Source organism: Lentzea xerophila (assembly GCF_051094245.1).
GTDB lineage: Bacteria > Actinomycetota > Actinomycetes > Mycobacteriales > Pseudonocardiaceae > Lentzea > Lentzea xerophila.
The window spans coordinates 8657006-8669895 of sequence record NZ_CP194934.1; the positions used below are offsets into that span (position 1 = coordinate 8657006).

A 12890-nucleotide genomic window follows, 5' to 3' on the forward strand; every position below is an offset into this window, starting at 1 on the left:
CACGGCGTGGCGCACTCAGAACGTGCACTCACAGCTCGTGGTCTCACTGTCCGGCATCGGTCCGCAGACACTCGACCGATGCGCTGATCTCGCCGCGGCCCTGCAGCCGCGGCAGGTGCCGTTGTCGCTGCTCGTGGTTCCTCGCGAGCTCGGCGGGGCGCAGGAATGGGTGCGGCAGCGCGCCGCGCTCGGCGACGCCGTCGTGCTCCACGGACTCGGCCAACGGCGGTTGCCCGCCTACGAGGCGGGGTTGTTGTTGATGGGCGCCCGCGTACAGATGGACGCTATCGGGCTCAATGCCGACACGTTCGCGCCACGGCGTTGCGTGGCGTCGCCCGGAACGTTGCTCGCGCTGGCCAAGCACAACTTCCACCGCTGCGCCGACGCGCACGCCGTCCGGGAGGTCGGCAGCGGGCTCGCGACGCTCGGCCGCCTGCACGCGTTGACCGAGCGCAGCAGCTTCGGTGAGCTCCGGTCGCTGGCGCTGGTCTACGCGACGGCCCGGTCCGCGCGCCGGGGTGGCCTGACCCGGATCACCGTCGACGCCCGTGACCTGCACCGGCCCGGTGCGCGGCAGGCCGTGCTCGACGCCGTGGACATCGCACTGGCCCACGACGCCACACCGACCACCTACGTCAGACTGCCGTCGCCTCGCCAGGCGTCAGCAGCCTGACCTCGGTGCCCTCCGGCTTCAGCAGGTCGAAGAACCGGACGGCCATCTGCGGGCTCGCGAGCGTCTTCTCGTGGATCGGCACGGCGACGCGCGGCTGGACGGCGCGCATGAAGTCGACCGCCTCGCCGGTGCGCAGCCACGGCGCGCCCGCGGGCAGCCCGAGCACGTCGATGTCCTCGTCCGGCATGAACAGCGAGTCGCCGGGGTGGTAGAACGCGCCGTCGTCGATCACGTAGGCGGCGTTCGGCACGATCGGGATGTCCTCGTGGATCAGCGCGTGCTGTCCGCCGGTGACCCTGACCGTCGTGCCGCCGACCTTGAAGGTGTCACCGGGCCGCGCGACGGCCGGGTTCTCGACGCTCGGCGCCGTGCCCTCGTCCACGATCAGCCGCGCCCGCGGGTTGGCCTTGAGCAGCGCCGGCAGCTTCTCGGCGTCGACGTGGTCGAAGTGCTGGTGCGTGATGAGCACCGCGTCCAGGTCCGTCAGCTCCTCGAACCCGGTGGAGAACGTGCCGGGATCGATCAGGATGCGGCTGGTTCCCGTGTCGACAAGCACGCAGGCATGACCGAAGTGGACAAGATGCACGAATTCCTCCATTACCAACGTTTGGCGGGCTGACACGGTCAGGTGACGTCGGAAGTATCAAAGAGCATGAGGAAAACCCTGCAACTCCTCACGGCACTGGCGCTCGCCCTGCCGATGACGTCCTTCGTCCCTGCTACCACCACCTCTACACCTGCCCAGGCTGAGGCGCAGCAGCCCCAGTCGCAGGAGATCGGCACCGAGGAGTCGGTTTCGGTCCGCGTGGGTGGAAAGTCCCTTTCAACCGTGGTCGACAGGCCGGGCTCCGGGTACGTGAAGATCCACTTCACCGACCTCCGGATCCTGCCCGGCGACGTGCTCACGGTGTCGAGTCCTGACGGCACCGAGAAGTACACGTACACCAGAGACCTGAAGTCCTCCCTGACCGCCACCCCCGACGCGACAGGCTTCTGGGCCATGTCGATCACGGGCTCCCGCGCGGTGGTCTCGGTGACGAACCCGCTGTCGCGCGTGCGGATCGACAAGATCACGCGCGGCTATACCGAGGCTGAGATGTCCTCGCAGCCGTCCGTGCAGAGCATCTGCGGCACGAACGACTACCGGGACGCGGTCTGCTACCAGTCCAGCAACCCGACCGAGTTCGGCCGGACCAGGTCCGTCGCGAAGCTGCTGCGCAACGGCAGTTCGCTGTGCACGGCGTGGCGCGTCGGCCCCAACAACCGCCTGCTGACCAACAACCACTGCTTCACCAGCACCACCGGCATCGAGGTGTGGTTCAACTACCAGTGCCCGACCTGCGGCGGCACCTCGTCGGCGCCGACGACCAAGGTGCTGGCGGCCCAGGTCCTGCGCACGAACGCCGCGCTGGACTACACCCTCTTCACCGTGAACAACTTCTCGGCCATCAGCTCGTTCGGCTACCTCGAGCTGGACGCGCGCGTTCCGGCCGTGGGTGAGGAGATGTACATCATCGGCCACCCGGCCGGGAAGCTGAAGAAGTTGTCGTTGCGCGACAACACCAACGGCGGCGGCTACTGCTCCGTGCGCGCGGTGCGCGTGAACGGCAGCTCGTCGCAGTCCGACATCAGCTACATGTGCGACACCGAAGGCGGCTCGTCCGGTTCGCCGGTGCTGTCGAGGCGCACGAACAAGGTGATCGGCCTTCACCACTACGGCGGCTGCCCGAACCAGGGCGTGCGCATCGACCTCGTCGCCGCGCAGATCAACTCACTGCTGTAAGTAGCTCTTCCTCTTCCTGCTGAGTGAGCCCGGCCCTGCGGAGCCGGTCCAGCCCGAGGCCGCGTTCGTACTCCAGCGAGTCGAGCGCGGTCTCGGCCAGCGGCCTGGTCCGCAACCCGTTCGCCAGCGCGTTGCTCACGTCGCGGCCGACCATCTTGGCCCACTCCCGCGGCAGCCACAGCGGCAGCGACCGCGGCCCGGCCCACGGGTTGATCTCCAGCTGCTTCAGCACGCTCTCGGGGACCGGAACGAGCTGCGTTCCCGGCGGCGCGGTCGCCCCCGCGATCTCGCCGATGGCCATCTGGAACGGCATGGCAGGCCCGGTCGAGTCGTACGTGCCGGTGACCCGCTCCTCGGCCGCGAACACGATCCACTGCGCCAGATCCCGCACGTCGATGTGCTGGAACCCCAGGTCAGGACTGTCCGGCACGGCCACGCGCCCACCCCGAGCCATCCGCGCGGGCCAGTACCCGAACCTGTCGCTCGGGTCGTCCGGCCCGGTGATGAGCCCGGCGCGGACGACGAACTCCCGCCCCGCCATGGCCTCCCGGACGGCGTTCTCGCTGGCCACCTTGACGCTGCCGTACCGCTCCGACGTGAACTCCGCCGCCGGGTCGTCCTCCAGCGGCGGCAGCAGCTCGTCGCTGCTCGTCGAGTGATCCGCGTAGACCGAGATGCTGGACACGAACGTCCAGTGCGGCGTCGTCGGCCCGAACGCCTCCAGCGCGTCCCGCACCCAGTTCACCGAGTACTTGGACACGTCGACAACGGCGTCGAACTGCTCGCCGGCGAGCTGGTCGAACGCGCCGAGTCTGTTCCTGTCGACCTGGACGAGCGTGGCTCCCTCCGGCACGACGCCGGAAGCGCCCCGGGCCGCGCACACCACGTCGTGGCCCCGGCGGAGGGCCTCCGCCGTGATCGCCTTGCTGAGGAACACGGTTCCGCCGAGCACCAGGATCTTCATGATCTCCAGCATCCGTGCGATGCGGCGGAAGTGCCACCGTTCTCCGCTTTCGGCGTAACGCCTCGATCGGCTGGACTTCTTACAGCGTCGTTCGGGTCCGCCCGATGAACGTTCCGTGAGTCTGCACGCCTTCGTCGACGAGTCGCGGCGAAACAACACGTACCTGCTGGCTGCGGCCGTGATCGACCCCCGTGAGCTGAGCCCACTGCGCAAGCTGCTCATGGGTCTGCGCATGCCGAACCAGCGAGAGCTGCATTTCAAGAAGGAGACCCCGGCCCGACGTAAGCAGATCCTTTCCGCTCTGGTGCCGGCCGCTATCCATGTCGACGTCTATCTCGCGTGCTGCCGCAACGGTGAGGAACGGGCGAGGCAGACCTGCGTCGCCAGGCTGACCGATGACCTGCGGAAGCTCGGAGTCACCCGGTTGGTGTTCGACAGTCGTGAAGTCCGCGACGACAACGACCTCTTGACCATCCGCAGGGCTCTCGGCCAGTCCTCATGGGGGACGGGCCTGTTCTACGAGCACCTGCCCAGCGAGAACGATCCGTTGCTGTGGATCCCGGACATCGTTGCCTGGTGCTACGGCGCCGGCGGCGACTGGCTGCGCCGAGTTCGCCCGCTGATCGGCGACGTCATCGACACGCGATCGCCCTAGAAAGCGCGAAGCACGGCGGCCGACCGTCCGGACGGGCACCGTGCTCACTTCTCCGGCTTACGGGCCGAAGCTGACACCAGATTACCAAACCGCCAAACCATGGCAAGGGCGTTCACCCGATGGTGAAACCCGGTGAAGATGTGCCTCCGAACACCTGTCGAGTTGATGAACACCCAGGTCAGGTAGGCTCCCCGAGTACCGCCAGCCCCCTCAAACCCGGGAGCAGTCTGTCGTGGCCCGAGTCGTCGTCGACGTCATGCCGAAGCCCGAAATTCTCGACCCCCAAGGCCAGGCGGTGGCGAACGCGCTGCCGCGCCTCGGCTTCGACGGCATCACCGCCGTCCGCCAGGGTAAGCACTTCGAGCTGGAGGTCGCCGACGACGTCGACGACGCCACGCTCGCCAAGATCGCTGAGACCTTCCTCGCCAATCCCGTGATCGAGGACTGGACCGTGCGCAGGGTCGAGGCATGAGGGTCGGTGTCATCACCTTCCCCGGCACGCTCGACGATGTCGACGCGCAGCGGGCCGTCCGGTACGCGGACGGGGAGGCCGTGCCGTTGTGGCACGGTGACCACGACCTGAAGGGTGTCGACGCGGTCGTCGTGCCCGGTGGGTTCTCGTACGGTGACTACCTGCGGTGCGGTGCCATCGCGCGGTTCGCGCCGGTCATGCAGGAAGTGATCGAGGCCGCGAACAAGGGGATGCCCGTTCTCGGCATCTGCAACGGCTTCCAGATCCTCGCCGAGGCGCACCTGCTGCCGGGCGCGCTCGTCCGCAACCACAAGCTGCACTTCGTGTGCCGCGACCAGTGGCTGAAGGTCGAGAACAACTCGACCGCGTGGACCACCCGCTACGACCAAGGCGCCGAGATCCTCGTGCCGCTGAAGTCCGGCGAGGGCGGCTACCAGGCAGATGCCCAAACCCTCGAGACCCTCGAAGGCGAAGGCAGGGTCGTCTTCCGGTACGTCGGCGAGAACCCGAACGGCAGCCGCAACAACATCGCGGGCATCACCAACGCCAGGGGCAACGTCGTCGGCCTCATGCCGCACCCCGAGCACGCCATCGACGCGCTCACCGGCCCGACCGACGACGGACTCGGGATGTTCCTGTCCCTGCTGGACTCGGTGGTGAAGGCATGACCGTGGACACCGTGAAGAACGCCGAGAGCACGCCCGACCAGGAGCAGCCCTACAAGGAGCTGGGCCTGAAGGACGACGAGTACGCGCGCATCAAGGAGATCCTGAAGCGCCGCCCGACCGACGCCGAACTGGCGATGTACTCGGTCATGTGGAGCGAGCACTGCTCCTACAAGTCGTCCAAGGTGCACCTGAAGTACTTCGGCGAGACCACGACCGACGAGATGCGCAGCAAGATGCTCGCGGGCATCGGCGAGAACGCCGGCGTCGTCGACATCGGCGACGGCTGGGCCGTCACGTTCAAGGTCGAGAGCCACAACCACCCGTCGTACGTCGAGCCCTACCAGGGTGCGGCGACGGGCGTCGGCGGCATCGTGCGCGACATCCTCGCCATGGGTGCCCGCCCGCTCGCGGTCATGGACCCGCTGCGGTTCGGCAAGCCGGACGCGCCGGACACCAGGCGCGTGCTGCCCGGCATCGTCGCGGGCGTCGGTGGCTACGGCAACTGCCTCGGCCTGCCGAACATCGGCGGCGAGGTCGTGTTCGACGAGTCGTACCAGGGCAACCCGCTGGTCAACGCGCTGTGCGTCGGTGCGATGAAGGTCGAGGACCTGCACCTCGCGCACGCGTCCGGTGCCGGCAACAAGGTCATCCTCTACGGCGCGCGCACCGGCCTCGACGGCATCGGTGGCGTCAGCGTGCTGGCGAGCGAGACGTTCGACGACAGCGCCGGCAAGCGCAAGAAGCTGCCGAGCGTGCAGGTCGGCGACCCGTTCACCGAGAAGGTGCTGATCGAGTGCTCGCTCGAGCTCTTCGAGAAGGGCATCGTCGTCGGCATCCAGGACCTCGGCGGCGCGGGCCTGTCCTGCGCGACGAGCGAGCTGGCGTCCGCGGGTGACGGTGGCATGCACGTGTGGCTGGAGCGGGTGCCGCTGCGGGCCACGGGCATGACCCCGGCGGAGATCCTCTCCAGCGAGTCCCAGGAACGCATGTGCGCGGTCGTCGAGCCGGCGAACGTCGAGGCGTTCATGGAGGTCTGCCGGAAGTGGGACGTCATCGCCACCGAGATCGGTGAGGTGACGGAAGGCGACCGTCTGGTCATCACCTACCACGACGAGGTCGTCGTGGACGTGCCGCCGCGCACCGTCGCCCACGAGGGCCCGGTCTACCACCGGCCGATCCAGCGTCCGGCCGACCAGGACGAGCTGCAGGCGAACACGCCGGACAGCCTGCCCAGGCCGGAGAACGTCCTGGAGCTGATCAAGACCATGGCGGCCAGCCCCAACCTGGCCTCCAAGAAGTGGGTCACCCAGCAGTACGACCGGTACGTGCGCGGCAACACCGTCCTGGCGCAGCCCAGCGACGGCGGCATGATCCAGATCGACGAGGAGACGCACCGCGGTGTCGCTCTCTCGACGGACTGCAACGGCCGCTACACCAAGCTCGACCCGTACGAGGGCGCGAAGCTGGCGCTCGCGGAGGCCTACCGCAACGTGAGTGCCACCGGTGCCACGCCGGTCGCCGTCACGAACTGCCTCAACTTCGGCTCGCCGGAGGACCCGGCGGTCATGTGGCAGTTCGAGCAGGCCGTGAAGGGCCTCGCGGACGGCTGCGTGGAGCTCGGCATCCCGGTGACCGGCGGCAACGTCAGCTTCTACAACCAGACCGGCTCCACGGCGATCCTGCCGACGCCGGTCGTGGGCGTGCTCGGCGTGATCGACGACGTGCGGCGCCGCATCCCCACCGGGATCGGGGCCGAGGCCGGCGAGACGCTGCTGCTGCTCGGCGAGACGAAGGCCGAGTTCGGCGGGTCGGAGTGGGCGCACCACGTCCACGGTCACCTCGGCGGTCTGCCGCCGAAGGCCGACCTGCGGCGGGAGAAGCTGCTCGGCGAGGTCCTCGTCGCGGGTTCCCGTGACGGCATGGTCTCCGCCGCGCACGACCTCGCCGAGGGCGGTCTGGCCCAGGCGCTGGTCGAGACGTGCCTCGTCGGCGAGACGGGTGCGCGGGTGTTCCTCGACGGTGACCTGTTCACCGAGCTGTTCAGCGAGTCCGCGGGCCGCGTGCTGGTCGCCGTGCCGCGCACCGAGGAGCAGCGCTTCACCGACATGTGCACCGCGCGCGCTCTGCCGTGGCGCAAGGTCGGCGTCGTGGACCCGGAGTCGAACGCCCTGGAGATCCAGGACCTGGGCTCGCTCCCGCTCGACGAGCTCCGCGAGGCCTGGGAGGCCACCCTCCCCGCCCTGTTCGACTAGCTGTTCAAAAGTAACGCGGGGGCCCCGCGTTTCCTTCTGGGAAACGCGGGGCCCCCGCGTTCCCGTGACGGCTGCTGCCGCGGGCGACAGGGTCAGCTGGCGGCGATGCGCTGGAGCTGCGCGAAGCTGCCGTTGAAGAGGTTCTGGTCGCCGGGGAAGAGGCCGGCGGCCTGCCACTGCCAGATCGTGTGGAAGTCGAAACCGACGGGGAGAGGCCCGAGTTTCGAGCTGTAGTGCGCGATCCACAAAGGATTGTTGTCGCCGAACTTCACCGAGCCGCCGACGCACTTGTTCCACCAGTTCGTGGACGTGTAGATCACCGGATGCCGTTTCGTGCGCGCGAAGACCGTGTCGCTGAACGCCTTCACCCACGCGGTCATCGCCGCCTGGTTCAGGTTGTAGCAGGACTCGCCGTACGGGTTGTACTCCATGTCGAGCGCGGGCGGCAGCGTCTTGCCGTCGGGCGACCACCCGCCGCCGTTGTCGACGAAGAAGTTCGCCTGTGCGGTTCCACTCGCGCGGTCCGGCAGCGCGAAGTGGTACGCGCCGCGGATCATGCCGATGTCGTAGGAACCGGTGTACTGCTGGGTGAACTTCGGGTTCCGGTAGTGGGTGCCCTCGGTCGCCTTGACGTAGGCGAACCGGGCGCCCTTGTCCCAGGAGGACTTCCAGTCGACGTCGCCCTGGTGGCTGCTCACGTCCATGCCGGGGACCTTGCCCTCGGTGGGCGGTGACTCCCCCGACCGCAGGTTGCCCGCGCCTTCGTGCTTGAGGATCTGAGAACCCGCCGTGTGGTCCGCGGAGCCCTCGGGCAAGGGCGCCGCGGCCGCGGGCGCCGGCGCCATGCCGGCGACGATCGCCACGATGCTGATCAAGGTCCGCATGGACTAGATCGTGCGACCATTTGTCCTAATTTTCTACTATCATCACCCGTCCAGGCGGGTCAACTCGTCCTCGGTCAACTCCAGGTGGGTGGCGGAGGCCGAATCCTGGATGCTCGCCGGCCGGGAGGCACCCGGAATGGGGATCACCACTTCGGACTTCGCCAACATCCATGCGAGACAGACCTGGTGGGCGCTCACACCGTGGGCGTCGCCGACCTCCTTGAACGGACCGGCCAACGCGCCCGCCTTGCCGATGCCGCCGAACGGGCTCCACGGCAGGAACGCGATGCCGAGCTTCGCGCACAGCTCCAGCTCCGGCTCGCTCGACCGGAACAGCGGCGAGAACTGGTTCTGCACGGCCGCGAGCCGTCCGCCCAGGATGTCGTTGGCCTGCACGATCTCGTCCGGGTTGAAGTTCGAGACACCGGCGTAGCGGATCTTGCCGTTGTCCAGCAGCTCCTTCAGCGCGCCGACCGACTCCGCGATCGGCGTCTTCGGGTCGGGCCGGTGGAACTGGTACAGGAAGATCTGGTCGACACCGAGCCGCCGCAACGACCCGTCGACTGCCTTGCGCAGGTACTCCGGGCGCCCGTCGAGGTCCCAGCCGCCACCCGGCACGCGGGTGTGGCCGCCCTTGGTCGCCACGAACACCTCTTCCGAACGCCCCCGCAGCCCTTCGGCGATGAGCGACTCGTTGTGGCCGAAGTCGGTGTCGTCGAGCGAGTAGGCGTCCGCGGTGTCGATGAACGTCACGCCCGCGTCCAGCGCGGCGTGGATGGTCTCGATCGCCTGTGCGCGGTCCGGCCTCCCCTGCACGGAGATGGGCATGCCGCCCAGGCCGATGGCGCTGACTTCCACTTCTCCGATGCGACGCTTCTGCATGCCTTCCACTCTGGACCCTTCTGATTAAGCTGTCCAACGCAAGGAAGTGATCTCATTCAGCAGCTTGGGTGATGAATGATGGAACTCAGACAGCTCGAGTACTTTGTCGCGGCCGCCGAGGAGTGCCACTTCACGAGGGCCGCCAAACGCCTGCATGTGGCGCAGTCGGGGCTGTCGGCGTCGATCCGCGCGCTGGAGGTGGAGCTCGGCGCGCCGCTGTTCCTGCGCACCACCCGCCAGGTCGAGCTGACCGAGGCCGGGCGGGCGCTGCTGCCCCAGGCCCGGCGCGCGCTCGGCAGCGTCGAGTCGGCCAGGGACGCGGTCGCCGCCGTCCAAGGCCTGCTGCGCGGCACGTTGTCCGTCGGCAGCCTGCAGTGCCTGCACGTGGTGCACCTGCCGGCCGTGCTGGCGCGGTTCCACGAGCGGCATCCCGGCGTGGAGATCCGGATGCGTCAGTCCGGCAACGCGGAGCTGGTCGAGGACGTGCGCGCGGGCCGGCTCGACGTCGCGTTCGTCACGCGTCAGCCGAAGATCGCCGACGATCTGCGGGTGTCCACTCTGGCCAGTGAACCGCTCATGCTCGCGTGCGCGCCGGAGAGTCCGTTCGCCGCAAGGGAATCCGTCGCGCTCGCCGAGTTGTCCGGGCTGTCGTTCGCCGACTTCAACCCCGGCTGGGGCACGCGCGACGAGGTCGACCGCGCGCTCGCCGCCGCCGGTGTCGAGCGGCACGTCGCCGTCGAGGTCAACGACGTGCACTCACTGCTCGACTTCGTCGCCTTCGGACTCGGCGTCGCGCTAGTCCCGCAGTCCTTCGCCCTCAAGACCGACCGCGCGCACTTCGTCGGCCTGCACGGCGACGCGCCCGTTGCCGAGACCGTCGCCGTCACGGGCAACACCGTCGGCGCCGCCGCGAGCGTCCTGCTCGACCTGGTTCTTCAGGCCAAGTCCGGCCGCCTCCGTGCTGCCGGTTAGCGGCCAGCCCGTCGCGGGCCGGCGGAACTCGGTCTTCTCCAGCACCTTCAGCTCGCCCTTCACCGAAGTGGGCGGCTGCGGCGACGGGTGGAAGAACCTGCCGACCTCGGCGACGCCGAACTTCGGGTCGCTCAGCTCCACCCGGTCGGCGAACGTCACCTCCTGGAAGGAGATCCCGCCCTCGAACCTGCCGTTCTCCATCTCCAGCCTGCCGTGGAACGCCCCGCCGGAGAACAGTGTCACGCTCTGCACGTGGACGTTGCGCAGGTTCGTGATGCCGTAGAACTGCGCGCGCCGGGCGACGAACCGGTTGACGTGCCTGCCGTCCAGCGAGAAGTACTCGAGCACCGCGCCGGTCAGGTCCAGGTTGCAGTGCTCGTGCCTGCGCTTCTTCCCCCACGACAGGGTGTCCTTGATCAACCGTTGCGCGGTCAGCCGGACCTGGTGCTCCCGGCGGATCTCCTCGGGGACTTCGCCGAAGTCCTGGTCGGGATCCTCGGGCCTGGCCTGGTACGCGGGGTGCTCGAAGGGACGGCGCAGGTAGGCGCACAGCACGTCGATCACGGTCTGCCGGTAGCGGGGCGTCGACCTCGCGAGCCACGCCAGCGCGTGCATCGCGCCCACCCGCACCTGGTCGGCCTCGTTGCCGAGCAGTTCGACCGACCGCGAGAACCGCTCGTCGGCGACCTTCTCGCCCTCCAGTTCGTGCTTGCGGTCGTTGAGCCACAACGCGTACAGCGCGACGATGGCGCCGCCGGCCACCCCGGCGGTCTTCACCAGTTCGATGGCGGGGGCTTTGACGAGGTACAGCGCGACGCCGGTCCCCACCGTCACGATCGCGGCCAGCAACACCGCGGCAAGCCAGCGCACGTCAGTTCCTCCACGCTTCCGGAAGATCGGCTTCCACCGCGAACGTACAGCCGTCCGCCTTCACGTCCGCCCACTCCGAGTTCGCGAACTTGGTCTCGCCCAGGAACTTCGACTCGGTGAACACCGCGAGCTGGCGCACCTTGACCCTGCTGAACCACGCCTTGCGGCGGAACTCGCTGTGGTGCAGGTACAACCGGCCGGTCACGTCGGCGTCGGTGAGGTAGACGTCGCCGTGGACCACCATGTGGTGGAACGCGTTGGACTCGTTCAGGCGCGCGACCCGCAGGACCAGGTCGCCGACCTGCCGGTACGACAGGTCCATGTACTCGAGGTGCGCCTTGGTGAGGTTGAGGTCGTAGCGCACCGGATCCTTCTCCTCGATGCGCGGCAACAGGTCCTCGATCAGCCGTTGTGAGGTGAGCCGGACCTCCAGCTCGTCCTCGACGGCGTCCGCGTCGCTGTCGCGCGACCTCTTGAACGGCCGGCGCAGGTACGCGCAGAGGATGTCGAGAACGGTCTGCGTGTACTCGACCCTGGACTTCGCGAGGCCTGCCAGCGCGTGCAGCGCGCCCACCCGCACCTGGGCCGTCTCGTGACCCAGCAGCTCGACGGCACGCGCGAACCGTTCGTCGGCCACGCGGGACCTGTCGTGCTCGATGCGCTGGCTCTCGAGCTCCTGGCGGGCCTCCTCGACCCTGCGCCGCCGGTCGTTGAGCCACAGGGCGTACAACGCGACGATCGCGCCACCCGCGAGACCGCCGGTCTTGATCGCCTCGTGCTTGGGCGCGCCGGGGTCCACGAGCAACAAAGCGCCGCCGACCAGCAGAAACGCACCGATGGAGGCGAGAATGGTCGACAGCAGCAAACTTTTCCTCACGAGAGCGGCATTCTGCCAAGGGGCGGGTGCATGATGGGCCGGAACGGTCCGAACCTGGGTGAGGTGAGCGGGTGGAGCGGCCCAACTGGGCGCCGGGGGACATCGACCTGGAGCGGCCCAGCGTGGCGCGGGTGTACGACTACTGGCTGGGCGGCGCGCACAACTTCGCAGCGGACCGGGCCGTCGCGCAGAAGACCCTGGAGACCATGCCCGAGCTGCGCACCGTGGTCCTGAACCACCGCGCGTTCCTGCGCAGGGCCGTGCGCCACCTGCTCGGCCGGGCCGTCCGGCAGTTCCTCGACCTCGGCTCCGGCATCCCGACCGTCGGCAACGTGCACGAGATCGCGCAGGCCGTCGACCCCGAGGCCAGGATCGTCTACGTCGACATCGACCCGGTCGCCGTCGCGCACAGCCGGTCGCTGCTGAACGGCAACGGCCACGTCAGCGTGCTGCAGGCCGACGTCCGCGACTTCGGGAACGTCCTCGCCTCGCCCGAGGTCGCCAAGCAGCTCGACTTCGACGAGCCGGTCGCCGTGCTGATGATCGCGCTGCTGCATTTCGTCTCGGACGACGAGGACCCGTGGGGCATCATCGGCGGCTATCGCGACCGGCTCGCTCCCGGCAGCTTCCTGGCGATCTCGCACGCCGGCTACGAGGCGGATGAGGAGACGGACGCGTCGCGCGAGGCGCGCAAGATCTACGACCGGCAGGTCACGCGGATGACGCTGCGCGACAGGACCGAGATCACTCACCTGTTCGGTGGATTCGAGCTGGTCGAGCCCGGTGTGGTGCGCGTGCCCGCCTGGCACCCGGAGTCGCAGGACGACGTGGAGAAGTCGGGTAAGCGTTTCCCGGGCTTCGCCGCGTTGGGCCGGAAGGCGTAGAGATGACTCCGGACGGCAACCGCCCGTATGCTGCGCGTTCGTGGCGTTAGGGCC

The 12890-nt window shown here is 68.6% G+C and carries 13 protein-coding genes; 8 read left to right on the top strand and 5 right to left on the bottom strand.

The window, feature by feature from the left end; all coding sequences use genetic code 11:
- Positions 1-22 precede the first annotated feature (22 nt).
- Entirely contained in the window at positions 23-673 is a 651-nt protein-coding gene (locus ACRSBM_RS41655; protein WP_434452233.1) for a DUF2334 domain-containing protein, read from the top strand.
- On the opposite strand, the gene ACRSBM_RS41660 is transcribed toward ACRSBM_RS41655, so the two are convergent.
- Positions 636-1259 (bottom strand): MBL fold metallo-hydrolase, encoded by a 624-nt coding sequence (locus ACRSBM_RS41660; protein ID WP_434452235.1) that lies wholly within the window; start codon positions 1257-1259, stop codon positions 636-638. The two genes, ACRSBM_RS41655 and ACRSBM_RS41660, sit on opposite strands and share 38 nt — an antisense overlap.
- Positions 1260-1325: 66 nt before the next feature.
- On the opposite strand from ACRSBM_RS41660, the gene ACRSBM_RS41665 reads away from it, so the two are divergent.
- Positions 1326-2456 carry a trypsin-like serine peptidase gene (locus ACRSBM_RS41665; RefSeq protein WP_434452236.1) on the top strand — a complete coding sequence of 377 codons (1131 nt, stop codon included), beginning with the start codon at positions 1326-1328 and terminating at the stop codon, positions 2454-2456.
- On the opposite strand, the gene ACRSBM_RS41670 is transcribed toward ACRSBM_RS41665, so the two are convergent.
- Positions 2440-3420 (bottom strand): NAD-dependent epimerase/dehydratase family protein, encoded by a 981-nt coding sequence (locus tag ACRSBM_RS41670; RefSeq protein WP_434452238.1) that lies wholly within the window; start codon positions 3418-3420, stop codon positions 2440-2442. The genes ACRSBM_RS41665 and ACRSBM_RS41670 overlap by 17 nt on opposite strands.
- A 115-nt stretch (positions 3421-3535) precedes the next feature.
- On the opposite strand from ACRSBM_RS41670, the gene ACRSBM_RS41675 reads away from it, so the two are divergent.
- The 4 genes from ACRSBM_RS41675 to purL all read left to right on the top strand — a co-directional run bounded on the left by ACRSBM_RS41675 (position 3536) and on the right by purL (position 7467).
- On the top strand, positions 3536-4075 hold the full coding sequence (locus ACRSBM_RS41675; protein ID WP_434452240.1) for a hypothetical protein: 540 nt from the start codon (positions 3536-3538) through the stop codon (positions 4073-4075).
- A gap of 232 nt (positions 4076-4307) precedes the next feature.
- Positions 4308-4547: a phosphoribosylformylglycinamidine synthase subunit PurS gene (gene purS, locus ACRSBM_RS41680; protein WP_030465889.1), complete on the top strand. Its 240-nt coding sequence runs from the start codon at positions 4308-4310 to the stop codon at positions 4545-4547.
- Positions 4544-5215, top strand: a complete 672-nt coding sequence (gene purQ / locus ACRSBM_RS41685; RefSeq protein ID WP_434452242.1) for a phosphoribosylformylglycinamidine synthase subunit PurQ — start codon at positions 4544-4546, stop codon at positions 5213-5215. The genes purS and purQ overlap by 4 nt, the downstream gene beginning before the upstream one ends.
- Complete coding sequence (gene purL / locus ACRSBM_RS41690) at positions 5212-7467, top strand: phosphoribosylformylglycinamidine synthase subunit PurL (protein WP_434452243.1); 2256 nt, start codon at positions 5212-5214, stop codon at positions 7465-7467. Before purQ ends, purL begins: the two co-directional genes overlap by 4 nt.
- A 92-nt stretch (positions 7468-7559) precedes the next feature.
- Here the strand turns inward: purL and ACRSBM_RS41695 are convergent, their stop codons facing one another.
- Positions 7560-8351 (bottom strand): lysozyme, encoded by a 792-nt coding sequence (locus ACRSBM_RS41695; RefSeq protein WP_434452245.1) that lies wholly within the window; start codon positions 8349-8351, stop codon positions 7560-7562.
- Between the two features lie 42 nt (positions 8352-8393).
- Positions 8394-9233: an aldo/keto reductase gene (locus ACRSBM_RS41700; RefSeq protein WP_434452246.1), complete on the bottom strand. Its 840-nt coding sequence runs from the start codon at positions 9231-9233 to the stop codon at positions 8394-8396.
- A gap of 78 nt (positions 9234-9311) precedes the next feature.
- Here ACRSBM_RS41700 and ACRSBM_RS41705 point away from each other — a divergent pair, with 78 nt between their 5' ends.
- The gene (locus ACRSBM_RS41705) at positions 9312-10205 is read left to right on the top strand and encodes a LysR family transcriptional regulator (RefSeq protein WP_434452247.1); all 894 of its coding nucleotides are present in this window, start codon (positions 9312-9314) and stop codon (positions 10203-10205) included.
- Positions 10206-11076: 871 nt separating this feature from the next.
- Here ACRSBM_RS41705 and ACRSBM_RS41710 read toward each other — a convergent pair.
- Positions 11077-11952: a pentapeptide repeat-containing protein gene (locus tag ACRSBM_RS41710; protein WP_434452249.1), complete on the bottom strand. Its 876-nt coding sequence runs from the start codon at positions 11950-11952 to the stop codon at positions 11077-11079.
- Positions 11953-12023: 71 nt separating this feature from the next.
- On the opposite strand from ACRSBM_RS41710, the gene ACRSBM_RS41715 reads away from it, so the two are divergent.
- Positions 12024-12836: an SAM-dependent methyltransferase gene (locus ACRSBM_RS41715; protein ID WP_434452251.1), complete on the top strand. Its 813-nt coding sequence runs from the start codon at positions 12024-12026 to the stop codon at positions 12834-12836.
- Positions 12837-12890: the final 54 nt, after the last annotated feature.

Bases quoted from the DNA above. Each gene is read 5' to 3' on its own strand.
- ACRSBM_RS41665 (WP_434452236.1), top strand. From the start codon at position 1,326: ATGAGGAAAACCCTGCAACTCCTCACGGCACTGGCGCTCGCCCTGCCG.
- ACRSBM_RS41670 (WP_434452238.1), bottom strand. From the start codon at position 3,420: ATGAAGATCCTGGTGCTCGGCGGAACCGTGTTCCTCAGCAAGGCGATC.
- purQ (WP_434452242.1), top strand. From the start codon at position 4,544: ATGAGGGTCGGTGTCATCACCTTCCCCGGCACGCTCGACGATGTCGAC.
- purL (WP_434452243.1), top strand. From the start codon at position 5,212: ATGACCGTGGACACCGTGAAGAACGCCGAGAGCACGCCCGACCAGGAG.
- ACRSBM_RS41695 (WP_434452245.1), bottom strand. From the start codon at position 8,351: ATGCGGACCTTGATCAGCATCGTGGCGATCGTCGCCGGCATGGCGCCG.
- ACRSBM_RS41700 (WP_434452246.1), bottom strand. From the start codon at position 9,233: ATGCAGAAGCGTCGCATCGGAGAAGTGGAAGTCAGCGCCATCGGCCTG.
- ACRSBM_RS41705 (WP_434452247.1), top strand. From the start codon at position 9,312: ATGGAACTCAGACAGCTCGAGTACTTTGTCGCGGCCGCCGAGGAGTGC.